This is a genomic window from Bythopirellula polymerisocia (genome assembly GCF_007860015.1).
Classification (GTDB): Bacteria; Planctomycetota; Planctomycetia; order Pirellulales; family Lacipirellulaceae; genus Bythopirellula; species Bythopirellula polymerisocia.
Map to the genome: position 1 here is coordinate 227701 of NZ_SJPS01000003.1, position 21490 is coordinate 249190.

21 protein-coding genes are annotated in these 21490 nt (G+C 53.3%); 11 read left to right on the forward strand and 10 right to left on the reverse strand.

Annotated features, from left to right (window positions below; all coding sequences use genetic code 11):
* Positions 1-77 precede the first annotated feature (77 nt).
* On the reverse strand, positions 78-692 hold the full coding sequence (locus Pla144_RS10470; RefSeq protein WP_146450628.1) for an IS110 family transposase: 615 nt from the start codon (positions 690-692) through the stop codon (positions 78-80).
* A gap of 317 nt (positions 693-1009) precedes the next feature.
* Positions 1010-2383 (reverse strand): transposase, encoded by a 1374-nt coding sequence (locus tag Pla144_RS10475; protein ID WP_231936302.1) that lies wholly within the window; start codon positions 2381-2383, stop codon positions 1010-1012.
* A 368-nt stretch (positions 2384-2751) separates the two neighbouring features.
* On the opposite strand from Pla144_RS10475, the gene Pla144_RS10480 reads away from it, so the two are divergent.
* Complete coding sequence (locus Pla144_RS10480; RefSeq protein ID WP_146450629.1) at positions 2752-4038, forward strand: hypothetical protein; 1287 nt, start codon at positions 2752-2754, stop codon at positions 4036-4038.
* A 53-nt stretch (positions 4039-4091) separates the two neighbouring features.
* Positions 4092-5165, forward strand: a complete 1074-nt coding sequence (locus tag Pla144_RS10485; RefSeq protein ID WP_146451060.1) for a DUF1559 domain-containing protein — start codon at positions 4092-4094, stop codon at positions 5163-5165.
* A 40-nt stretch (positions 5166-5205) separates the two neighbouring features.
* Here Pla144_RS10485 and Pla144_RS10490 read toward each other — a convergent pair whose 3' ends face one another.
* Both Pla144_RS10490 and Pla144_RS10495 read right to left on the reverse strand, forming a co-directional pair.
* Positions 5206-6003, reverse strand: a complete 798-nt coding sequence (locus tag Pla144_RS10490; RefSeq protein WP_146450630.1) for a hypothetical protein — start codon at positions 6001-6003, stop codon at positions 5206-5208.
* A gap of 96 nt (positions 6004-6099) precedes the next feature.
* Positions 6100-6777 (reverse strand): hypothetical protein, encoded by a 678-nt coding sequence (locus tag Pla144_RS10495; protein ID WP_146450631.1) that lies wholly within the window; start codon positions 6775-6777, stop codon positions 6100-6102.
* Between the two features lie 441 nt (positions 6778-7218).
* On the opposite strand from Pla144_RS10495, the gene Pla144_RS10500 reads away from it, so the two are divergent.
* The 7 genes from Pla144_RS10500 (at position 7219) to Pla144_RS10530 (ending at position 12086) form a co-directional block, all read left to right on the forward strand.
* Positions 7219-7635 carry a hypothetical protein gene (locus Pla144_RS10500; RefSeq protein WP_146450632.1) on the forward strand — a complete coding sequence of 139 codons (417 nt, stop codon included), beginning with the start codon at positions 7219-7221 and terminating at the stop codon, positions 7633-7635.
* A 126-nt stretch (positions 7636-7761) separates the two neighbouring features.
* Entirely contained in the window at positions 7762-8226 is a 465-nt protein-coding gene (locus Pla144_RS10505; RefSeq protein ID WP_146450633.1) for a hypothetical protein, read from the forward strand.
* Positions 8227-8395: 169 nt separating this feature from the next.
* The gene (locus tag Pla144_RS10510; RefSeq protein ID WP_197530561.1) at positions 8396-9694 is read left to right on the forward strand and encodes an amylo-alpha-1,6-glucosidase; all 1299 of its coding nucleotides are present in this window, start codon (positions 8396-8398) and stop codon (positions 9692-9694) included.
* 263 nt (positions 9695-9957) lie between these two features.
* Complete coding sequence (locus tag Pla144_RS10515; protein ID WP_146450635.1) at positions 9958-10164, forward strand: hypothetical protein; 207 nt, start codon at positions 9958-9960, stop codon at positions 10162-10164.
* Positions 10161-10475, forward strand: a complete 315-nt coding sequence (locus tag Pla144_RS10520) for a hypothetical protein (RefSeq protein ID WP_146450636.1) — start codon at positions 10161-10163, stop codon at positions 10473-10475. The genes Pla144_RS10515 and Pla144_RS10520 overlap by 4 nt, the downstream gene beginning before the upstream one ends.
* Before the next feature lie 169 nt (positions 10476-10644).
* A complete protein-coding gene (locus tag Pla144_RS10525) occupies positions 10645-11406 on the forward strand; it encodes a hypothetical protein (RefSeq protein ID WP_146450637.1) in 762 nt (253 codons plus the stop codon).
* Positions 11407-11513: 107 nt separating this feature from the next.
* Complete coding sequence (locus Pla144_RS10530) at positions 11514-12086, forward strand: LemA family protein (protein ID WP_197530562.1); 573 nt, start codon at positions 11514-11516, stop codon at positions 12084-12086.
* A 62-nt stretch (positions 12087-12148) separates the two neighbouring features.
* Here Pla144_RS10530 and Pla144_RS10535 read toward each other — a convergent pair whose 3' ends face one another.
* From Pla144_RS10535 to Pla144_RS10545, 3 genes are all read right to left on the reverse strand, one after another.
* Complete coding sequence (locus tag Pla144_RS10535) at positions 12149-12886, reverse strand: HAD-IIB family hydrolase (protein ID WP_146450638.1); 738 nt, start codon at positions 12884-12886, stop codon at positions 12149-12151.
* Positions 12868-14217 carry a glycosyltransferase gene (locus tag Pla144_RS10540; RefSeq protein WP_146450639.1) on the reverse strand — a complete coding sequence of 450 codons (1350 nt, stop codon included), beginning with the start codon at positions 14215-14217 and terminating at the stop codon, positions 12868-12870. Before Pla144_RS10540 ends, Pla144_RS10535 begins: the two co-directional genes overlap by 19 nt.
* 150 nt (positions 14218-14367) lie before the next feature.
* Positions 14368-15174, reverse strand: a complete 807-nt coding sequence (locus Pla144_RS10545; protein ID WP_146450640.1) for a M90 family metallopeptidase — start codon at positions 15172-15174, stop codon at positions 14368-14370.
* A gap of 145 nt (positions 15175-15319) precedes the next feature.
* Between Pla144_RS10545 and Pla144_RS10550 the strand changes: the two genes are divergently transcribed.
* Entirely contained in the window at positions 15320-15682 is a 363-nt protein-coding gene (locus tag Pla144_RS10550; protein ID WP_146450641.1) for an STAS domain-containing protein, read from the forward strand.
* A 185-nt stretch (positions 15683-15867) separates the two neighbouring features.
* Complete coding sequence (locus tag Pla144_RS10555) at positions 15868-16179, forward strand: winged helix-turn-helix domain-containing protein (RefSeq protein WP_146450642.1); 312 nt, start codon at positions 15868-15870, stop codon at positions 16177-16179.
* Between the two features lie 26 nt (positions 16180-16205).
* Here the strand turns inward: Pla144_RS10555 and Pla144_RS10560 are convergent, their stop codons facing one another.
* Genes Pla144_RS10560 through Pla144_RS10570 form a run of 3 tightly spaced genes read right to left on the reverse strand, consistent with a single transcriptional unit; the run spans position 16206 to position 21318 of the window.
* Entirely contained in the window at positions 16206-18383 is a 2178-nt protein-coding gene (locus tag Pla144_RS10560) for an HlyD family efflux transporter periplasmic adaptor subunit (protein WP_146450643.1), read from the reverse strand.
* 12 nt (positions 18384-18395) lie between these two features.
* Positions 18396-19259 (reverse strand): efflux RND transporter periplasmic adaptor subunit, encoded by an 864-nt coding sequence (locus Pla144_RS10565; RefSeq protein ID WP_197530563.1) that lies wholly within the window; start codon positions 19257-19259, stop codon positions 18396-18398.
* Positions 19260-19293: 34 nt separating this feature from the next.
* Entirely contained in the window at positions 19294-21318 is a 2025-nt protein-coding gene (locus Pla144_RS10570) for an efflux RND transporter periplasmic adaptor subunit (protein ID WP_146450645.1), read from the reverse strand.
* Positions 21319-21490 lie beyond the last annotated feature (172 nt).

Below are 21490 nucleotides of genomic sequence, written 5' to 3' on the forward strand. Positions count from 1 at the left end.
GGACGATCTCCAGGATCTTCGTGCTACTGGGCCCATTGAGCGTAGTGCCGTATTGGGGGTCGTAATGTTGGCAGTAGTCAGCGGCGAGACGGTAGCCTTCCGACGGTTGGGGCGCGGGGCTGAGGGCGATGGCCAAGCCTTTCTCGACCAACAGCAGCTGCCAGTTGTGGACAATCCGGACGCGACACCATCTCCCACTGCAGGTTGTGACGCCAAAGCATGTGTTTGATCGTGTTGATCAGGCGAGTTCGTGCGCGGCTGGCATCTTTGCGGAGGGTGGTAAGTCGTCGGTTTTCTTGATCGGTCGTGGAAGAAATATCGACCTGCCGGAGGCCGCGGACAAGCTTGCCCGCCAGCAGGCGCTGCCGGTTGACCCAGAGCAGTTCGCTCAAGGCCGCAGCGTCTCGCCGATCGGTCTTCTGCTTTTTGCGTTCTTCGGGCTGGATCAGGATCACCTTGTGGCAGCGGTAGTCGCGGAGCAGGTGGATCAGCCAATCGTTGAAGCCACACACTTCGAGCACGGCAACGAACGATTCATCGGTGCCTAGTCGCTCCCGGGTAAGGTGCCCAAAGAATGCGTGGACTTTCTCCGGCTCCGTGGAGACCTGCCGAGCCTGCAGGACATCACCTTCCTCGTTGCGGAGTGAAATCGTGAGTTGACGTGCATGTTGGTCGATTCCAAGGTATAACATCGTTCGGTTCTCCTGTGGTCGTGGGAAGTGTGAGACAGCATCCCTCAGCGATAGGAGAACCGCTTCTTCATTTCAAGACTCTTTCATAGATATCAAGGAACTTAGCGGCAGGCAGTTTTCGGCGGAAGTTGTGCACGCCTCCGCAGGGTAGCGTGCGGCAGTGGTAGAATGGGGCTACCGCTTCGCCTTTGGCCCATCTTGGGTACTGCGATCCCATGGTGCGTACTGTGATTTCAAAGAGTTCCGCAATACAAGATCACAGCATGAATGCTAGAATACTGTTAGCAGCCCGTTGAACAAGTCGATTTCTTATGATTTTAGGCGGCCAGGACGAACGCAGGACGGGCGACCATTTTCTGACCGACGCGATGGTTCGTGGCGTGCAAACGGCTCAGTGTGTGTTGCATGTTAACCCAGGCGAAATACAAGCCGCAGGCAAGGTCGCCTTCGGCCTGCAAACTCCTTGCCGTGCCAAATCCGAACAAGCTGCGCATGACGAGACCCAAATTGCGCGCCATGGCCGACATCAAGTACCGCTTCCGCACCTTCTCGATGCTGCGAAGCCAAGTCCGACGACTTCCGCCCGTCCCGCACACGTGAGCGAAGCTCCGTTCAACCCGTTCGCTTCGCAGTCGCTGCAACGCACGCCCCCGATTTCCTTTTGTTCGCCGGCGGTTGTTGGTTACCGCCTGACGTTGCTCCTCCGGCTTGTTCTTCCAATTGCGACGGTCCTTGAACTTCGGCTCGGCGATGTACGTTCTTAGGCCTTCGGTAAACTCTAACTCAGCAAGCGTTTCGTTCTTGTAATACCCTTTGTCGGCTACCGCCTCTTCGATGTTCGCGTCGCTCTGGGCCGCTATCACGTTGCCTTGCGCCGTGGCAAGGCTCGGCCCAATCGTGGCGGCGTCCGCTTCGTTGGCATGGTGAACCTCGGCCGCCAGGATCAGTTCCGTCTCCAAGTCGATCGTGTGCTCGGCCTTGTACGCCAGATGCGTCCGGCCATCTTTCATCTTCGTGATACGGCTGTCCGGGTCTGTTTGACTCTGCCATTCTTGATTGGAAGTCTTCTTGTCTTTCCGCTGTCTGTCGAAGCGGGCAATCTCTTCGACCGACGGTTCGTCACCTGCTTCGATCTCGCCAGCCTCTTGCATCAGGCGCCCGATGTACGCGTGCCAGTCTTCGCCCGTATCGCGGCGAACAATGCTCTTCATCGCCGCATTGGCTTCGAGTGTCGTGGCGTCAACGGCCGCGGTTTTGCCCTTCAAGAGGCCCTGTGCGTCGGCCACTTGCAGGACGAATTGGAATACCTGCTGATGAATGGAAAGCGGCAGACGATCGCGAACTCGGGTCAGGCTCGAATGGTCGGGTGTGTTTTCAGAGAGTGGGATGGACAGAAATTCTCGTAAGCTCAAGCTGTCGCCGCAACGCCAGGCGATGCCTCGCTGCGAGCCGATCCCTTCGAAGTAGCCAACCAGAAGCATCCGGAAGTAAATTCCCGGAGGAATGCCCGGTCGGCCCATCGTGTCGTGATAGTGTGGTTGGCAAAGCGTTTCGACGTACTCGTCGAATCCCACCTCGCGTAGCAGCTTGTTCAACTTCTCGTAGAAGGCATGCCCTTCGCTGCGAGGCAGATCGGTCGTCGCAACCCAGAAATCTTGCTGCCGCTCGTTCTCGCGGCGCCCCAATGCCATCGTTATCCTCCTCGAAACAAATCAAACCCAGTTCAATCCACCAAATCTAGCGCCAACCGGACTGCAAGGGAAGACCGGGGGAAAGGGACTTTTTCAACGGGCAGCTAGCCTAATCTTTGCTTAGACGATGTGCGAGGTATATGAGCGAACTAAATTCTCTGCCTATGCGGATGGATTGTTAACGGTGTGTTAACAAACTATTCAGGAAGTGTTATTGAATTGTGAAGAATTGATGAGATTCAGAAGTTGTGCCTGATCAGCCGTTGTTAAGCATTGATCTCCCGATACGATGATTGCTTCTCATCCTGCAAGGAAGAGCTTCGTACGGAGAACTTGTAGGAGTCACGGAAAAGCTATGGAACGACGAAATGCAATTTGCGACAGGAAAGAAGCTATCGATTCTTGCTTGCTTGTTACTGAGCACGGTAAATGCTCCGCATGCAAAAGGTCAGATGTATATCAATGAGATCTATCTAGACCCTCCCGGAAGCTCGGGCGACTTAGTTTACGAATATATCGAGTTGCGTGGCTCTTCGGGGGCATCCCTTGCGGATCATTATCTCATCGTACTTGAGAATGAAACCAATTCTGCGACAGCTAATCCAGGTCAAATTGAGGCTGTGTTCGATCTTGGTAGTCTTAGCTCACCATTTTTAGGAAGCAACGGCTTTCTCACCTTGCGGCAAGCTGGGGGAAATTATTCAACGTTCGACCCCAACTCGAACAACCTCCAAAACACGCTCAGTGGTTTTACATGGGGTTCGGGAGATCTAAGTTCGGTAGGATTTATGGATGAAGGGAACAATGGTGTTCTTGAAAACAGTGGAGGAACCTTCATACTCCTGAAGAATAACGGCGGGGCGAGCACAGCACCAACAATTACCAGCCCCGATCTTATAGATCTCGATGCAGACAACGACAATGAGTTGGATGCAGGTTCGATTCTAGATAGTTGGACAATCCTGGATTCAATCGGAATTAATGGCGATCCTGGTGAGCCGGCCGGTTTCATGTATGCCCCGATCAATTTTAGTTTGGCAACTCCTCCCGGTGGAGGTAATGTACCTGCAGGAGCCACGTTTGTAGATGTCGGATTTGAAATCGAGTACTTCGGTCGCTGGGGAAATAGTACCGGCTCAACGGCTGCCGATTGGCACATCGCTAACCTTACCAACGATAATGCATCCGGATTTGATGGTCCGACTGACTTCCGCCAATCAGCTGAGCCTCACGGAATCAATACTCCCGATCAGTATGTTGAAACGAGCCAAGGCGTACCCTACGGTACGATCATTACTGGAACTCTCGGGTCTGAGAATCTCTCTATCTTGAACGGTGATTTCGATGCCGTCTACGATGGCGAAGAATATGTATTCGACGGCGATATTGACGGTCATGACTTTCTCACTTGGCAGCGAAATTTTGGGTTCGGCTTAGACTCTTTGAGCGTACCCAAATTCGCCACGCGGCGTCATGGAGATTCGAATGGAGACCGCATTGTCGACGGTGCTGACCTAGCACTCTGGGCTGCTAACTACGGGGCCGGGGCAGGTCCTTTAGTTAGCTCGGCGGTAGCAGTACCCGAACCAACCTCTTTGACCTTGCTGGTATTGTCGGGCTTGCTATTGCTGCGAATTCGCCACAGCGAGCTTTAAGAGACTTGATATCTAGAAACCTGATAACAGATTTTTCCCGCTTGGAGGCATTCATGTTGCGTTTGGATATGCGCAGGCCGCGCCGCTCGCCAAAAGCATTTACTTTGGTTGAGTTATTGGTGGTGATCGCTATCATCGGTGTGCTGGTTGCTCTGTTGCTGCCCGCCATTCAAGCGGCCCGTGAGGCGGCAAGAAGAGCTCAGTGTATGAGCAATCTTAAGCAGATTGGGCTGGGAATGCTTAATTTCGAGAGTTCCCGCAAACATTTTCCGCCGGGACAGTTCAAGCCAGCAGGGTTAACGGAGAAACGTGCCCTCTCGTGGTCGGTTTGGCATCTGCCTTACATCGAACAACAAAACATATTCGATAAGTTTGATCTGAAATTCAGCGTCACCGAGAATCCTAACAATCGAGCTGACTTACTAGGTCCTTCGAATACGGTTATCGATGTTTATCGCTGTCCAAGCACCTCTCGCTTACAGAATTTTCGTGGAAACGATGGTCGTCTGTCAGGGTTGCCCGATGCTTCAGGTTCGTCTGGGCATACTGGCAACGGCCTTGGAGTGATTGACTATATGGGAATTCGAGGACCTGATTGGGACGTAATCAATAAGGTCTCTGGAATCGCGTATGGGACTGAGGGAGGAAGTAATTTCACAAGCCTCAAGCTCGACCGTGGAATACTCATGTATCTTCAATCTGGCGGCTTATGTCTGAATAAGAATGAATCTTGCTCCTCTGCCGTGGTCAGATTCAAAGAAATAACAGATGGTGCCACTTACACGATTCTTATCGGCGAATCAAGCGGTCGCGGTGCAGAGGAAGGTCTCGTATGCAACGGTGACAATACTTTGGCCACAGACGAGTTTTCTGGTGCCTGGGCTAGTTTCAAGAACATAAGTCGAATAAAGCTTGATCCGGATAATCTTGTATGCGGCAAATCAATCTCGGCAATCAATCCTCCTGCTAAATTTCAATTTGTAGAAGAAGAATTCTTCTCTGACCATCCAGGAGGGGTGCAAACGCTTCGCTGCGACGGATCGGTACAGTTTATGAAAGACGACACCGACCGAGATGTGTACTTTGCACTCTGTACCCGCGATGGTGGTGAACTTACTGCGGAATAATCCCGTGGGTTGAATTCTAAATCCAGCCTCATTCTTTCGATCAAGGCCTGCTATTTCTGTAATTGGGACGTGCACCGACCCCGATGCAAGCCAACAGGACAATGATCGCTGAAGCAGCAGGTTCTGGCACGGTGGCAACTACCATGCCTTGCAGACGCGCTCCATTTCCTAGCGAGTTGGGAAATTGAAGTGGAACATTTGGGTTTGTCCGGTATCCAGGGACGTCGCCGAAATTCCCTTCGCCGTAGGTGATCGAAAATATCTCCCCAGCCTGAAATGTATAATTGATTCCAGTTAGGTCGTCATCTTCTAGTTGGCACTCTATGGGACTGGGAACACTGAGATCCGTGAGATGAAATCCCTGTAAGTCAAGGCGATATTCGGTCTGGGAATCGAATATAGTCACCGTGGTCCCATTGGGGAAAGTCAGCAAAAAGTATTCCAATGTTTCATCCTTGACCCCATCGAAGAGCAAGTCCTGGAGAACTCCCGCTTTGTTGAAGGAAAAGCTGAGCGACTCTCCTGAGCTCGTCGAGTTGTTTGTTCCTTCAAGAATATTAAGCTTTGTTCTGTCTCCAGAAGTGCTGTCGAGTGCCCCAGGTAAACTTCTTGCGTCGATTCCTAGCCCCTGCGAATCGGTATCATCTAGCAGTGCTCCGGAAGGACCGGCAGTCAGCGACATAGTCACACCATCTACAGTTACAGATGCATCGGACAGTCCCACGAGAGTGTTCCTGACTCCATCGGACCCAAACAGAAATGTGGCCGCAAATAGACGCGACTCACAAGACACTCCAAATAGCACCAGCAAACTTGTTAGAAAATGGGAAAACTTCACGAGACGACTCCTTTAATTCAAAAAAAGATTAACCCCGCTCTGAAGAATGTCAGAGCGAGGTTAGCGAGAAAATACCTACTGAGATTGACCTTGGTCTTAACGGCGTTTTGCAGCCAATAGGACTAAGCTCATACCAACCAAAACTAAGCTTGCTGGTTCGGGGATAGCGCCAACTGAACCTGGCGAGCCAATTGCTGACTCATTCTCAGCACTCAGAACGGTCGTGGCCACCGCGCCTGAAGCATTGCCAACGGTGCTGAACGAGCCCAAAACCGTGTCGTAGGAACCGCCCATCGCACCACTGGAATCGGGATAAGATGCGTTGATATCTGGCGATCCAGTTGGAGTTCCTGAAGTGATCCATAATCCAATCGCATCACCCCCGCCACTGAGGCCTGCCCCTTCGTAGGATCCGATCTGTGGAAGCGGACTTACGACATCATCCCAGACATCTCCCCATAAAAAGGTATTGACTCCACCAGTTCCAGCATTGCCATCGACAAAGACTACCGACTCTCCTGGAGCAATGGAATTCACCCCAAAGAGAAGGTCTGCTGTCGTTTCGTCGAACGAGTCATCATCAAAATACAGATTGCCGTCAATAGCCTCAACCCAAGCCATGTCCCCATAGTTAGTAAGTTCAAACCAATCGTCGGTAATGTTGTCACTACCGGAATTTCCAGGCCAAATCTCTGTGATTCGCAGATCAAACGCAGCCATAGCCTGACTGGTCAACATCGCGGCCAAAGCCGCAGCACACAATAAAATCCTCATTAAATCCACTCCATCTGTTGTAAGTCTAGAAACAGAAAACCACCAATTGACCGTCTATGGCCAATCACATGGCAGGAGTTTAACGCCATGAAGTGAAGGAACTATGAAGAAACTGTGAGCCTTCTCTTAATATTCCGAATTCACTTGCAAGCTTTCGAAAGCGATGATTCGGGCGCGAGATTGTTAATCTAATGTGAAAATCATATGAAGGCCGTCTCCACTGCCACCAGTCGGACCAGTACATTCATCCGAAAAAGCCTGGAGGCAAGTGTGCCCCCTGCTTGGGTTGTGACCTGGCAGGTTATGCCGGTTCTATCGCCCTTCTCTATTGGCTAATCATGTCTGACAGCAACTCCTCGATGCTAAATGTCATGAACCACACCCTCGCGGTTCGATGCAAGTAATACGTGCCTTAGTGTGACTTTCAAGGAAGAAAGCAAAATGACTTTCCATCGCCTCACTTACTGTGCTCTGCTCATCGCGATTCTTTTGGTGAGCGACTCATTCGCTCAGTCAATTGGCTACTGGCACTTGCCAAGCACTGCGCCGCAATATTGTGGCTTTGGTTGTGGCCCAGGGCATCATGTGCCGATGATTCGTACCCATGGTTGCGTGCCTCCTCGGGTGCCCCGCTGCGTTCATACTCGCGGTTGTCTGTCAGGTGGAATGGCTTATTCTTGCTCGTTTGGTTCTAGCGAGTGCCCCAACTGCCATGCCGAACTCGACGCCCTCATCACTCCAGAGAGCACCAGTGTGGCACCGGAACCAGCTGAACGAATTTTCTCTTTTCCTGAGGGAGGGGACCAACAGGTTCTGCCAACGCCTCAAGTTGACTCGAAACCGTTACCGCAAAATTGAAGCGAATGTCCCGGTTTGAGCGTGTCCTACCTGAGAAATCGGCAGCAATGCCTGTCTCATGCCACGCTATTCAACTACACTGTCTGAAGTTGTGAAGACAAATCCTCTCGGACAGAAAAACGCTTAATGCATGGAGTGATCGTAACACTTGTCGTATTGGCAACTGCAATTGCCTTCGGAGCCATGTGGCGGCTATGGCATAAGTCCCAAGTCAAAAAAATTCGCAAAACTGCTATCCAAGACTTTGAACAGGATCGCTCTGGGCTTGCAGCGTTGTTTCTGCAGGCAGCGGGTGCCACCGGTAAGCCGCGGGGACTGACTTGGAAAAACTGCGAACTGTCAGGCGAACCATTATTTGCGACTGATCGGGTGACAGGCGAATTGTATGCCCTCGTGACCGCAACTATCAGCTTTGAAGCGATTGCCGGGGGCGATATGGAGGATGTCGAGGCGGTCAGCAACCTGCGCTGTGCTACGGCAATTTTTGTTTACCGAGATCAACACTGGACCTCCGATGGCCGGGCTGTCTTCAACCTCGAACCAGCCCAGTCGCTCGAGCGATTCCAAGAATCACTCTCCCCATTTGTGTAGCCGAACAATTCGGGCTCAATTCTAACGATGGAGGGCAATTGGGAAAATGATCCGCAATATCTACCTAATCGCTACCCCCTCAGCGAAATGAATCTGTTATCATGCTAGGTTTGCATAGCAGATATTCCACGAGAGCATGCCGCCTTTCCACCACGAAGGAGCACCCGTTTTGCCGAAGCCAATCCTGTTTGATCCGAGCCACTACAGCAATCTCACTGCAGAGGACCAAGCTCTCCTTCAATTGGGCTACGGACGTGCTGTCGATGCGCTCGAGAGGAATATCACCCCCAAGGGCTTTTCGGCTTGTTCGCTCAACGACAATCAAGTTTACGGGACCGACGCCAATTACCGTTCGGTGTGGGCCCGCGACGGAGCCAAGACCATCATCTGGACCCTCGATCTAGACGATGAGCCGATCCGCGCCTGCCAATTCCAGACCCTCCGCACCATTCTCTCCCACCAGGCACCTGCAGGACAACTTCCGGCCCATGTGCTGATCGACACCGACGAGCCAGAGTATGGCGGCGTGGGAGGAATCACTTCGATCGATAGCGCCTTGTGGACTATCATCGCCGTCCATCATCTGTGCCGTCATCTCGATGATTGGTCGCTGGCCGAAGAGTTTCGCGATACTCTGCAAAGAGCCGTGGATTGGCTTGGTGCCCTCGACGCCAACAATTGTGGTTTGCTGGAGATACCCGAGGCCGGTGATTGGACCGATCTGTTTGCTCGCAGTTACCATGTGCTCTATGACGAAGTGCTCTGGCATCGGTGTCTGCAATGCCATGCGGATATGCTCGACCACTTTGGCGCAACCGAACGAGCCGAGGATTATCGCAGTTGGTCTAAACACGTGAAGAGTGTGATCCTGCGTCGGTTTTGGCCGTCCACAGCGATCGATGAGAACCAGAGCGGCCCCAGCTTTGCTGATGTGCAATACCAACTGGGTGATGCCCGCTATCTGGTCGCTCAAGTTTCGCCATTTAATTACAGTTGGCGCTGTGATGTCTATGGTAACTTGCTGGCGTACCTGACGAATCTCGTCGACAAGGACCGCGCGATGATGACCTTCCGCTTTTTGTGGGGGGTAGGAGTCAACGAGCCGGGGCCGGTGCGCAATATGTATCCCCCCATCTATGCGGGTGACCCAGAGTGGCGGGACTATTTTGCAGTCAACGTGCTCAATTTGCCGGATCATTACCACAACGGCGGAATCTGGCCGTTTATCGGCGGCCTTTGGGTTCGCTATATCCACCGCCTGGGGATGCCGGATGTCGCACGCCGTGAGTTGGTTAAACTAGCGAGACTCTGCTCTCAGGGAGTGACTGCCGAATGGGAATTCAACGAATGGCACCATGCAGTGACGGGGCGCCCCATGGGCAAGGCCTATCAAGCCTGGAGCGCTGCCAGTTTTGTGAAAGCCTGTCATGATCTGCATCTGGAACCGGATCAAAATGGGGAAGTCTAAAAAACGGTTCTTCCGGGATTCATGTGGCTTCTGGTAGCGGCATTGAGGCTTTGAGGCGTTTAAGCATCCTCAAACGCCTCTGGTATCCCGAAGGGTTTAAATCCCATCCAGTTCTAGCGGCTGTCGATAAAACCGAGGGACTTAGGCCGGTGCTGCAATACTGCACGGACGATGAAGTCGAAGCAGTTATGGGACCTCAATACCTGAAAAAATGTGTCACACCATCCGCAAGATTCCCTCGCAGATCGTGGTACGATATCAGTATGCCTAAGAACATTCCAGAAGACGCCGGACTGCTCGAAGCGCTCACAGTCATTGAGGGGGAGAGAGGTCGTGCGTCCATGAAGGTGATGCTAAACTATTGTGCTTCTTTCTTCGACAAGGCGAGTGTACAGCGGAGATTTCTGATTCGAGGATTTCCGTCTGGTACTCTTGGTTGCCACGCTGGAAACCGTCAACTTACTTCATGAATTTGGCACCGGGCCTTGTGTGGCGCCTCATGCAACTTGGTGGAGTACAGCGTATTACCGACGAAGCAACTTTTCAGGTAGGACCAGGAACTACCGGCACAGGACTATACGTTTTCGACTTCGAGCAAAAGTGGGTGCGAATTGGACGGGAAGAAGAGCGGATTGTCATCCGAATTCGAGATGATAGGAAAGGCTTGGACGACCAAGAAACAGAGTTCGCCGTTAAAGTCGTTCGGTGTGAGCTGTGTAACGGCGAGCTACGCACTCCGATTGCAAAGCGATGCCGCCACTGCGGTTACGATTGGCATTAACTGACGCTGGTCACATCGACTGATGAAGCGGGCTGAGGCCACGAGGTGTAGGTGTTCGCCTTCTGCGCCGACAGGACCACTCACCCTACTTTTTTCGAGGATATTCACCTGTTCCTGTTTCACAATTTGCCAGACAATAATTAGCCTGGAAGAGCGAATACTCTGGTGAATGTTTCCTTCACTGGCAATAGTTCCATTAACCTGCCGCGCGCCGATGAATCCAATTGCCTTCATTCTAATTGCTCTGGCTATCTGGGCGATCGTTGCCTACTTTGGCCATCTGCAAATGCAGAAACGGCGGCAAGAGCTTTCTGATTTGGCGGCCGAGTTGGGATGGCATTTTGACGACTCGCAAAATTGGTCGCACGAAGATCGCTATCCGCAATTTGGCGTCTTCACCCGCGGGCACTCGCGGTATGCCTACCATACGCTACGAGGCCAAACGGTGATTGAGGGGCGAGTCTGGCCGGTTGTCATGGGGGACTATCGCTTCCGTGAAACGAGCGGATCGGGGAAGAATCGCACGACCCGGACCTACAGTTTCAGCTATCTTATTCTGGAATTACCATTCCTGCGATCGTGCGATCTGATCGTGAGGAAGGAAGGGTTCTTTGACAAGCTAGCCGGGATGATTGGTTTTGATGATATCGATTTTGAGTCGGCCGAGTTTAGCGATCGGTTTCATGTTAAGAGTTCCGACAAGAAATTTGCCTACGACGTGCTGCACCCTCGCATGATGGAGTTTCTACTTGATAGCGACCCACCCGGCATCGATATTGCTCGGCGGGCCTGCTGCCTCTACACCGGTACAAGCAGTTGGACGCCTACAAAGTTCAAGAGGACGCTACACTGGGCGAATGAGTTTTTTGGTCGTTGGCCAAGCTATGTGACCGAATCGCTGGAGCCGGATTCGCAGCAATTGAGCAACTAGAGCATTGTCAGAACTAAGTATAGGAAGCCGCCGGTACGGAATCGCGAAACCCAAAACAATTAGCTGTGACGTAGTACTCGACTTCCATTTCCGCTGAGAGATATATTTTGGAAGCATTTATCCCCATCCTTGTTCTGGCTGCTCTGGTATTGCTGCCATTGGTTTGGTTGATTGCCATCTACAACCGGTTCGCCCGTTTGCGGCAAATCATCCAAGAAAGCTGGTCGGACATCGACGTCGAGATGAAGCGGCGTTATGAGCTGATTCCAAACCTTGTTGAGACCGTGCGTGGTTATGCAAAGCACGAACAGGAGGTCTTTCGCGATGTGAGTGAGTTGCGTGCTCGTGCGCTGGAGAATCACGGATCGGCAACTGAGCATGCCGTGGATGAGACGGCACTGCAAATTGGAATGAAGCGACTATTTGCGATTGTTGAGGCGTATCCCGAGCTCAAGGCCAACACGCATTTTCTGGCCCTGCAAGTTGAATTGGCCAACACCGAAGACCGCATTGCGGCGTCGCGCCGTTTCTATAACGGGAACGTCAGGGAATTGAATCAACTGTGTGAACAGTTTCCCTCTAGTTTGGTTGCGAATATGTTTGGGTTTGCTCGTGCCGATTTTTTTGAACTCGCGAGCGAGGCGGAGCGGGTGGTGCCGCGTGTGGGGGTGGTGAGTTGAGCGAGGTAACGCGCTCCGCTGCGCTGGGGCTCTGCGTCGCGGCTAACCAATCTATGCTCTTCTCATCTATCCCAGTGTTGCTTTGTGGTCCAATGGCGGATGCCTTCTTCAACGCCGGCGGCGTAGTGTCCCTGGGCATGGTAGATTCGCGGCGACTTGAGTGCCTTGAGTTCTGGCAAGGCGTTGCCGACGACGATCCCCTGGAAGTTCTGCTCGAACATGGAAATATCATTTCCTGTGTCTCCGCAAACGAACACGCGGTCGGCAGGAATCTGCCAATACTCGGCCAGGCGTGCTGTGGCGGCACCTTTGTTGATGCCGGCGGGCAGGAAATCGAGATCACGCTTGGAGCTGTAAACGAGCTGAACCCCCTGCTCTGCTTTTTCCAGGAGCGAATTCCATTTGGCCAGTTCCTCGTCGGCGGCGCAATAGGCAAAGTAGCTGATCTTGTGGTCTGCGAGAAACTCCTCGGGCTGCAGTTCGAGTTCATCGCAAGCAGAGAGGGTCTCGCGGATTACCTGCAGATCCCAGTTGCCCTGCAAGCGGGGCCAATCCTCGAGCCTCTGTCGCGTCGAGTACAATTCGATCTGCGTTCCTACGCCACCGATCAAGGCATCCGGCTCGGGTAGACCCGTCGTCTCTACCGATTTTCGAATAGAATCGGTAAGGCGTCCCGAGTTGTAGGCAAGGAAAAACTGCTCGCGGCGCGGAGCAAGCCAATCAGCAAACCGTGCTAAAGCTTCGTCATCCCCGAGTACGGTTCCATCGACATCGCTAACGATTAAGAACCGGTTGTCCACGACTTCTCTCCCATAAGACTATGGACCGGAGGCTCTTCGTAGGTGGGGTCTTCATCGGAAGGAGCTCGTGGAAGGTCATCCACAAAGGCGAGCAATTGTTGGGCGATGCCTGTCCAGGTGAAATGGGCTCGCGCCTTCTGGCAACCGTATTTCGCCAACTGATCGTAGATCTCAGGGTATTGCAACACCGAGGCAATTGCATGACCAAACGCGGGGGGGTCAAATGGATTGGCGTAAATCGCGTCGCGGCCCCACATCACTTGCTCCCACAAGCCACCTTCGGTTGTGACTACAGTCGGCGTGCCGCAGGCCATGGCCTCGACGGCGGTCATACCGAAAGGCTCGTAGCGACTGCTGAGTGCAAAAACGTCGGCAGCCCGATAGTAGTCACAGAGCTCCTCGTCGGGAATATAGTCGTGGAACACAACGCGATCTTCGATCCCTAGTTCGCTTGCTAATGCCTTGAAGCCAGCGACCATCTCAGCCTCTTGCGGATTCGGCGAGGTAGAGCCAATAGCCAAAACGAGCCTCGCCTCGGGGACTCGATCAAATACTTCCTTCATCGACCTGATCAAGAGGTCATAACCCTTGTTCTTTGCGATGCGTCCCAAGGCCAACACGACGCGGCCTTCGAGGCCAAATTGTTGCTTGAGGCTCCGCCGAGAGGCGCGCGAGACGGGAAAAAAGCGGCGGTCGTCGTAACCCGGGGGGATAACTCGAATCTTGTTGCGGGTGCAATCGTATTCTCCCTCGGGAGAAAGCAGAAAGTCACGTTGAACGGGGGTCGTGGCGATCAATAAATCACATTCGTCATAGACAACTTTTTCTTCACGGATACGGCGACGGAAATTGTATTTCTGCTCCAATTCGTCCGGACTTCCATCCATATTGTCACGCTTCCAGGCACCAATCGAATGCGGTGTGTGAACATGGGGAATCCTCAACCGATTGGCAAGAGCTTGTCCTGCCAGGCCAGCATCCCAATAGTGGCTGTTGATGAAGTCGTATACGATGTTTCCATCGCGGATGAATTTGGCGACGTGCTGGACCCATTCAGGAATTGCTTCGCAGAGCGTTTCTTTGGGAATAAAATGCTTTCCACCACACGGGAATCGCAGGAGCCGCACGCGGTCGTCAACTTGCTCTTCCGCGGGCTGATCTTCAAATTGGCGAGTGAGAATGTCGACTTCGTACCCGAGACGCGCCAAGCAGCGAGACAGTTCGATTACAAAGACAACCTGTCCACCTGTATCAGGCTTGCCAAACTCTGGTTCCGCCGCGACGTAGCCATGCGTAGAAATCATCATGATTCGCTGCGAAGTATGGGACATTTTTTTACTCTTCCGGAAATCGTGATATTGTCAAGTCAACTTTCTATTTTAGCAGATTTTCCTCAAAGGCATAAGTGTTCCCAGCTTAAAGGGTTCCGGAGCCGATTCAATCTGCCATAGCAGAAGAAAACAGAATCAAATCGTTTTTGGTTACGACGCGGAAAGCGGTGGCAGCCACTCGCGCGGGTCTTGTCCAAAGAGTCGCTCCAGTACGGCATAGAGTTCATTATGTTCGCTAGCCAATTGGTGGGGCCTAGTAAAAAAACATTCTGCCGCCACGGCGAAGAACTCTGCATGATTGGTAGCACCATATCGGTCGAGTAGAGTACGTTCTCCGCGCTGACTACTTTGCACCAGGCGATTGTACTCGGCGGAGGTTACTTGATACCACTTCTTCTCGAATTGAAAATCGGTCATCGGAGGAGCGCCATCGGTTACTCCGTCTAGGCTGTCCATGTGGTGGGCGAATTCATGAATCACCACCGACCGACCGCACTTCGGTCGACGGCCTTCGTTCTTCGTGGCCTGCCAAGCCAGCACGATAGGGCCTCCCTGCCAGGATTCGCCGGACCGCACATCCGGGAGCGATAGGGATGACTCTAGGTGCCCTAGGATCAGATCGGAGGTTTCTGCAGGTTGAGAATGATAAACACCCGAATAGACGATTATCGTCTGCAAACGGTCGAAATAGTAAGGCTTCTCGAATCCCAGCGTTAACAGTGCCGCCTGACCGGCGATGGTTACCCGCATTTCATCAGTCACTGCCAGCCGATTGCCACCGACCCAGTCCTTCTCGTGAAAAAGAATATGGACGAAATTCCTCACCCGCTGCTGCCGAGTTCCATCCAAGTGAGCGTACTGCCAGACATTCTCGCGGAGATGCGACTCCCACGTATTCTGCCAGCGCTCAGCTAACCACCGGCGACGGCGACGATTTTTGAACCAACCGAAAAACATTGAATTCTCTTGAAGCGGTTGCTTCCAGCCGCTGCTGATAGGAAGATTTAAGACTGCGGCTGGAAGCCACCGCTACGGGATGATACACTGAAAATCTGATAAATTCGATTTGACTTATCTTCGCTTTGTAGAAGGGTAACTGACGATGCCGATTCAAACTACCTCGAAGGACGGAATTCTTACGATCCAGATTCTGGACGATCGACTGGTGGAACCGGTCGTCCTGGAGAGACTCTTTGAAGACCTAAACACTGCCGTGAACAAGTCAACGGAGGATCGCGTCATTATTGACTTTTCACCGGTGCAGTTCATGGCTTCTTCGGCGCTGAGTAAACTAGTGGGGCTCAATAAGAAGTCGAAAGAATACAACGCCAAGCTTAAGCTAAGTGGCATTTGTCCGGAGATATTGGAAGTCTTCAAGATTACCAAGCTCAATAAGGTATTTGATATCGCCAACGACGAGGCTGCAGCCCGCAAGGCGTTTAACAAGACCGGCCTTTTTCGCTAACGTGGAGCAATGCTTCAAGGCTAGAGCAAATCCACGGCCAAAAATGGCAGCCAGCAAGGCTGCCCCTAAGGGTTTTTCTTGCCATTCTTGGCTGCATGTCTCGTTTCGGGTATCTTGACAGAGCGTCGGATTGACCGCGGCAAGCAATCCTCCTTTCCTTTACGAACGTGCGCAAGGAGAACTACATGGCCAAGAAGAAACCATCATCGTCTGCAGCAACTAAGCCCGCTACTTCAACCAAACAACCAGTTAGCAAGGCGTCGTCCAACGGTGTTGCTTCGAAGACCCAAAGCACGTTGAGTTATGAGCAGATCGGGATTACCGCCGGCGCAATTTGGGCTACGCTCTCGCAGAACGGCGAATCGACTTTGGCGGCCTTGAAAAAAGAAATCGACGCCCCTGCCGACCTGGTGCTTGCGGGTGTTGGTTGGCTGGCCCGAGAGGAAAAGCTGCAATTCAATACCAGTGGTCGCAGCGTGAAGTTGGCCCTTAAGTAGGCTGCTATGGCAAACCTGTTTGAGCCTTACCACGGCATGCGGAGTTTGCGTTTGACAAAATTCGTCGTGAGTTGTGCTAACGTCGCGTGGCTGGCTTCGATCTTGGCAGTTCCTTGCGAACCCAACAATGCCTGTGCGTCCTGTTCTTCTAGTTGCACCTCGACAACGTGAACACGGTTGTCGTCGATTGTTGATTGATCTCCCTTGGGATGCAGCGCCCGGCTTGCGACCTGTGAGACCGTTCCACTGAGAATCCGCACCGGAGCCGAACCAAGTAAGATCCGCACCGGATCCCCAATCTCTACTTCAGCAATGTCCCGCTCGTCGACCGTGACCAAGGCCGAGACTTGCTGCGGGTCACCAATGGTGCAGAACACGGTTCCTGGCTCGATCCAGCAATGCTGATTCCGCGCTTCGAGCGGCGAACCGCTCCAGGTAGGTAGTCGGTCTGCAGCTCGTTTGGCTTCCACCTCGGGGGGCGCGATCACTGTCCCCGCGACGAGCGCATGCATTGTGAGCTTTGCTGCGCGTCGTTCGTACTGAGCTAGTTGCGCTGCCGCGTCTCGCAATTCCGACTCGGCGGTTGGCAGTTGCAACGAAATTCGGGAATCGAGTGCCCGCAAGGTTTTGAGTTGATCAACATGCATGTGTTTTTCGGCCAGCTCGCCGCGATACTTAGCCAGCGAAAGTTCGACCTGGGGATCGGCCAGACGGGCGATCGTATCTCCTGGCTGGACCACAGTTCCCGCAGGGACCGCGAATAGTAATTGCCCCGGTTCGGTGGCGTAGATCGCGTTCCCTTCGGCAGGCACGAACACCGCGGAACCCTCGACCGTGTGGCGAATCGGCACGAGCAGTATTAGCGAAGTCAGTCCACCAAGGCCTGCGCCGACTAGTGCCAGCCTCGGCTTACGTAATCGATATCGGTTTGCCGGATTCCGAATGACTTGCCAGATTCCCAGGCAAGGACCGATGAATATTCCGGCCACAGTGATCGCCGCCAGCATGATGACGACATTTTCAAGATGGTATGGTCGCGCAAACGCAAACAGCATTGCAAAGATCGCCAGTATAATGATCACACTGTAGATTCGAGAAGCCACTGCATAGATTGCCAACCGCCGCTGTTGGTTCGAGTTGATCAATGGATCGGCGGCGTGTGATTGGTCGAGCAGCCAATCTCGCAAGCGCTCACCCCAAAGCCCAGAAGCGCGTCCCGACAGGTTGGGAATTTCCAGCAAATCAGAGAGAAGATAATACCCATCGTAGCGCAACAGCGGGTTGGCGTTAACTGCCAGGGTGCTGATCGAGCAAATAATTACTAACCCCAACAGCCAGGTGTGCAGGAGCCCTGGCTCAGTATGCCACCAAAGGATAAGTGCCACGGCCGCGATAACTAGTTCGACGATCATCCCCGCCGCCGAGACGGCCATTCGCTTCCACTTGCTTGGTATTCGCCATACGTCAGACACGTCGCAATATAAACAGGGCAAGAGCGCCAGGAGTATGACGCCCATTTCATGGCAGCGTGCTCCCACATGACGACAGGTGACCGCATGCCCCAATTCATGCAGCACTTTTACACCCACAATAGTGAGGAGCCACAATACCAAATAAGACGGCGCGGTCAGTTCACTGACCGATGGCATCCTGGCGATCACTCGCGTCCCATGCCCCAGCAGCAACAAGATCGCATAAATCACAATACCGGCGACTGCCATGCCAACCCATGGTGAAAATACCCACTTCACTTTCGAGTAGATCGCTTCAATCGTGGCTGTGGCATCCCAACTCGCCACGCGAAACGAGAGTACTCGCAACAGACTCTGCCAACGTTCGCTGCGACGTCGCTTTGTGGCACGTTCCAAGAGCTCTCGACCCTGCCCTGGAGCGGTACTCACAAGCAATCCATTTTTGAAGAGTTGAGCCACTGCCTGCTGCAGTACGCCATGTGTAATAGTGAGCGGTGCAAAATTGGCTTCAAATTGCTTTTGCAGTTCCGCCAGGGTAACTTCTTGACGCAGGGCGTTGAACAAAAAGCACTCGGCGGCAGTGAGCTGAAAGACTTCCAGAGTGAGTGGATCTTTCAGCACATAACTTTTCTGATCGCCATAAGATACAGCGATTTGCGAAATGTCCCCCCGTGCTCGTAGTCCGAGCGGGCGATTCGCCGTTGCCAGGAGATAGTCTGAAAGTTTGGCCATTCAATAAGGTGCCTATTCAACGATTTCCAGTGTTCCCTGCAGACCGGCGCGTAAGGTTCCTTCAGGGTTGGCGATCTCCGCCCAAACCCGCACCTGGCGAGTAACTGGATCCATCTCGGGGCTGATAAATCGCAACGTTCCTTTTGTTGAGATCGCCTGTTCACCTTTGCCTGAGCGAAAGAGGACTTCTTTGCCAAGCAGGTCGTCTTTGAGCAGATCTACGTCCAAAAAACCTTCGGCACGGAGCTTGTCGATTGCCACGAGCCGCACCACCGGCGCGCCCAGTTCGACCCACTCCCCACGACGTGCCCAGATCAGAGCCACGGTTCCGGCGAAGGGTGCCTGTACCTCGTGCTGCGCAAGTCGCAGTTTAGCTTCCGCCACTTCCTGTTGTTTGAGTTTCCAGGCGAAATCGTCAAGTTCCAACTCATGCTTGGCCTGAGCTGCCTCTAGAGTGAGTTTCTCGACCGTGAGCTTTTCTACGTCGAGTTGCGATTGAGAGATGCTCTTTGCGAACTGGGAGATCGATTCCTGGGACCGTTCCAATTCAGCCTTGGCGACGGCCAACGACTTCTCGGCGAACTGTACCCGGATTTGATTGGTCGCTCTAGCCTTGGTCTGGGAGCTTTCTAGGTCTGCCTTGGCCACATCAAGTTTTGCCTGGCGGTCATCTAAGCGTGCAAGCGTCTCTCCTTCTGCAACGATGCCACCTTCACTGACGACTATCTCTCGCAGCACACCCGTTTGTTGGGCAGGAACTTCGGCCGCTTCCAGCGGGCTCAGGACTACCGCAACGATCGGCGCTTCGGCCTGCACCGCAGAGGGAACTGGCAGCGTAACTGCTACGCATAAGAGGTAAAACGTAAATCTATCCATTTTCACCGAATCGTACCTTTCTCGGGCAATCCTCTTAAAACGCCAACCAGCCGTAGAGGTTGTCCCACACCCCGTGCAGCCACACATAGCCGAGCGGCTTTCTGCCGCATAGCATGCGGACCTTGGCCTCCATTCCTGGTCGTGCCGCGGGGAGATGTTCTGAATCCACAGCAACATCAACTTGAATATCGGGCAGTTCCTCAGCGAGTTTTTCCGTGTCGAATACGGCTGTCTCGCTGATATCCGTCACATGACCTTGGAAAACATTTTCCAAATCCCCCGCAAGCTTAAATCGTACGGGAAGCGGTGCCTCCGTCTCAACTTCGGCGGTAAGCACATGACCGATCTGGTCCTGCGGCACACGTGCCTTAAGCTGCCAGCCTGAGTTGGTATCTGCCACGGTGAAAAGCACTTGACCGCGCTCGACGGGTCGGGTTCTGAGCAGGTGTTGCACATCAAGTGTGAGCACCATGCCGTCCATCGGACTGCGGAGTGTCAATGCTTGGTCGCGGCCCTGTAGGATGGCGGCTTGTTGTTCGAGACTTGCAAGTCGCAATTCTAATTGCCTGGCTTCGGCGGAAAGTGGCAAACGGTCTGTACTAGGTTCCTCGCGCGATTTCCGATCGGTACGTGCCACGGCAATTGCTTCTAGCCGCTTGCGGACGGTAGCAATTTCACCTCTTACGCGTTCCTGGTCCAACGACAATTGTGGATCGTCGAGCACGCAAAGCACATCACCCTTAGTAACTTGATCACCGTGTTGCACGAGGATTTCGCGAACTGTTCCATTCGTCGTCGCAAAAATATCTTGCTCGACCTGGGGGACAAGCGTTCCCGAGGCTTCAATCTCAAAGTCGGCGGGCACAAAGACCAGTGCCGCCAATGCGAAGGCGATTGCCACTGCGGCGAGGGCCAATCGGCTAACACCCCAAGTCTCACAGAGCTTTTGCCAGCGATTGGCCCAAGCGAGTGTCGTCCGCACGGGAAATCGGTCCAAACGGACCGCCTGCTGCAGGGCCGGTTCGCAGAGGTCGGCCAATTCAACGACACGTGATCTCAACAGCTGATCGTTGTTCGTGCCGAAATCCTCAGCAATTAACACCGCAAGACACTCATCACTTTTGTGCGACGTTGTGTCAGTACGATCCTTGTTGCGAAACTGGATCGGGACAGCAACCAAGCGGCGGGCATGCGAGCTATCCAGATGCTCTTGTAGCGCGTCTCCCACCGCAGTCGGCAGGTCGGCAACTGCTTTCGATGAATCGAAGTAATCTATGGGTTCGCTCCACTGGGCCGTCACTCGGGCGAGATTTTCCAACTGCTTGACAGCTTCGGCCCGGGACTCAAAACGCTCTGTACCACTGGCAGACTGCAAATGCCATTTCGTACTCTTACGGAGTACCAAGCTCACGCGATCCACCCCCAGAAACCGGCGCCCCTCGTTGGTAATGTTGTACGCTAACCCAGTGAGGTTCTCGCCGGCTTGTATCCGCCGAATGAGATTTAGCACTTCGGCATGGCTGGCATGCTCACTGCGCAGATTGCGGAGTTCCTCATGCGTATGAAACTCGGCAGCCACTTGGCACACCGTGGCGAGGAATTCCTCCCAACCATGCTGCACTGCAGGACTGCATCCGCTCCGGAGGAACAGTTCGACAATCGCGCGAGGACGCTTGGAAGCTTCCGTTTGAGTGTCTGCGTCATGCACAGCCCCGAGCAAGAGAACCGTGTCAGCAGGAGATTCCCGTCCCTCTGGCAAGAGGACTTGCGGCCGATCCCAGCTAGCAGAATTCTGTAACAGTCTTAGGTTTTCGGCCTGATTGTCATTCAGAAAGTGCTCGCTGTTGATTTGCTGGCTGAGTTGCCAATTGCTGCGGAGTCCGGGCAGCCAGATCGCACCCCCACGTGCGGCAAGCGTCGCCACACAACCTGCTAGCAGTTTTCGGTAGAAAGCATCCGACTCGATTGGCGCACGCGCAAGTTCGTGGAGGTTCGCGAGGAAATCCTCCACCTGCTGCCAACTATCGTGAGTGGTTTCGTAGGGTTCGAGTGTGCTCATCACCTTTCAGTATATGCAGGACGGAGGATTTCTTTCGCGGATGAGTCCTCAGATCAGAGAACTTCCTGCTGATATTTTGTGAGACCTGCCGACATTGGCAAACTGCGCAAGCTTTGCGGTTGGTGCGGGAAATCATGGTTGTGTCGCTTCTAACACGCCGAAAGACTCACTA

Coding starts and splice junctions, on each gene's coding strand:
- Pla144_RS10540 (WP_146450639.1), bottom strand. CDS start 14,217: ATGTCCCATACTTCGCAGCGAATCATGATGATTTCTACGCATGGCTAC.
- Pla144_RS10520 (WP_146450636.1), top strand. CDS start 10,161: ATGAATTTGGCACCGGGCCTTGTGTGGCGCCTCATGCAACTTGGTGGA.
- Pla144_RS10485 (WP_146451060.1), top strand. CDS start 4,092: ATGTTGCGTTTGGATATGCGCAGGCCGCGCCGCTCGCCAAAAGCATTT.
- Pla144_RS10505 (WP_146450633.1), top strand. CDS start 7,762: ATGCATGGAGTGATCGTAACACTTGTCGTATTGGCAACTGCAATTGCC.
- Pla144_RS10515 (WP_146450635.1), top strand. CDS start 9,958: ATGCCTAAGAACATTCCAGAAGACGCCGGACTGCTCGAAGCGCTCACA.
- Pla144_RS10495 (WP_146450631.1), bottom strand. CDS start 6,777: ATGAGGATTTTATTGTGTGCTGCGGCTTTGGCCGCGATGTTGACCAGT.
- Pla144_RS10555 (WP_146450642.1), top strand. CDS start 15,868: ATGGCCAAGAAGAAACCATCATCGTCTGCAGCAACTAAGCCCGCTACT.
- Pla144_RS10480 (WP_146450629.1), top strand. CDS start 2,752: ATGCAATTTGCGACAGGAAAGAAGCTATCGATTCTTGCTTGCTTGTTA.
- Pla144_RS10550 (WP_146450641.1), top strand. CDS start 15,320: ATGCCGATTCAAACTACCTCGAAGGACGGAATTCTTACGATCCAGATT.
- Pla144_RS10560 (WP_146450643.1), bottom strand. CDS start 18,383: ATGGCCAAACTTTCAGACTATCTCCTGGCAACGGCGAATCGCCCGCTC.
- Pla144_RS10545 (WP_146450640.1), bottom strand. CDS start 15,174: ATGTTTTTCGGTTGGTTCAAAAATCGTCGCCGTCGCCGGTGGTTAGCT.
- Pla144_RS10500 (WP_146450632.1), top strand. CDS start 7,219: ATGACTTTCCATCGCCTCACTTACTGTGCTCTGCTCATCGCGATTCTT.
- Pla144_RS10475 (WP_231936302.1), bottom strand. CDS start 2,383: ATGGCATTGGGGCGCCGCGAGAACGAGCGGCAGCAAGATTTCTGGGTT.
- Pla144_RS10470 (WP_146450628.1), bottom strand. CDS start 692: ATGTTATACCTTGGAATCGACCAACATGCACGTCAACTCACGATTTCA.
- Pla144_RS10525 (WP_146450637.1), top strand. CDS start 10,645: ATGTTTCCTTCACTGGCAATAGTTCCATTAACCTGCCGCGCGCCGATG.
- Pla144_RS10565 (WP_197530563.1), bottom strand. CDS start 19,259: ATGGATAGATTTACGTTTTACCTCTTATGCGTAGCAGTTACGCTGCCA.
- Pla144_RS10570 (WP_146450645.1), bottom strand. CDS start 21,318: ATGAGCACACTCGAACCCTACGAAACCACTCACGATAGTTGGCAGCAG.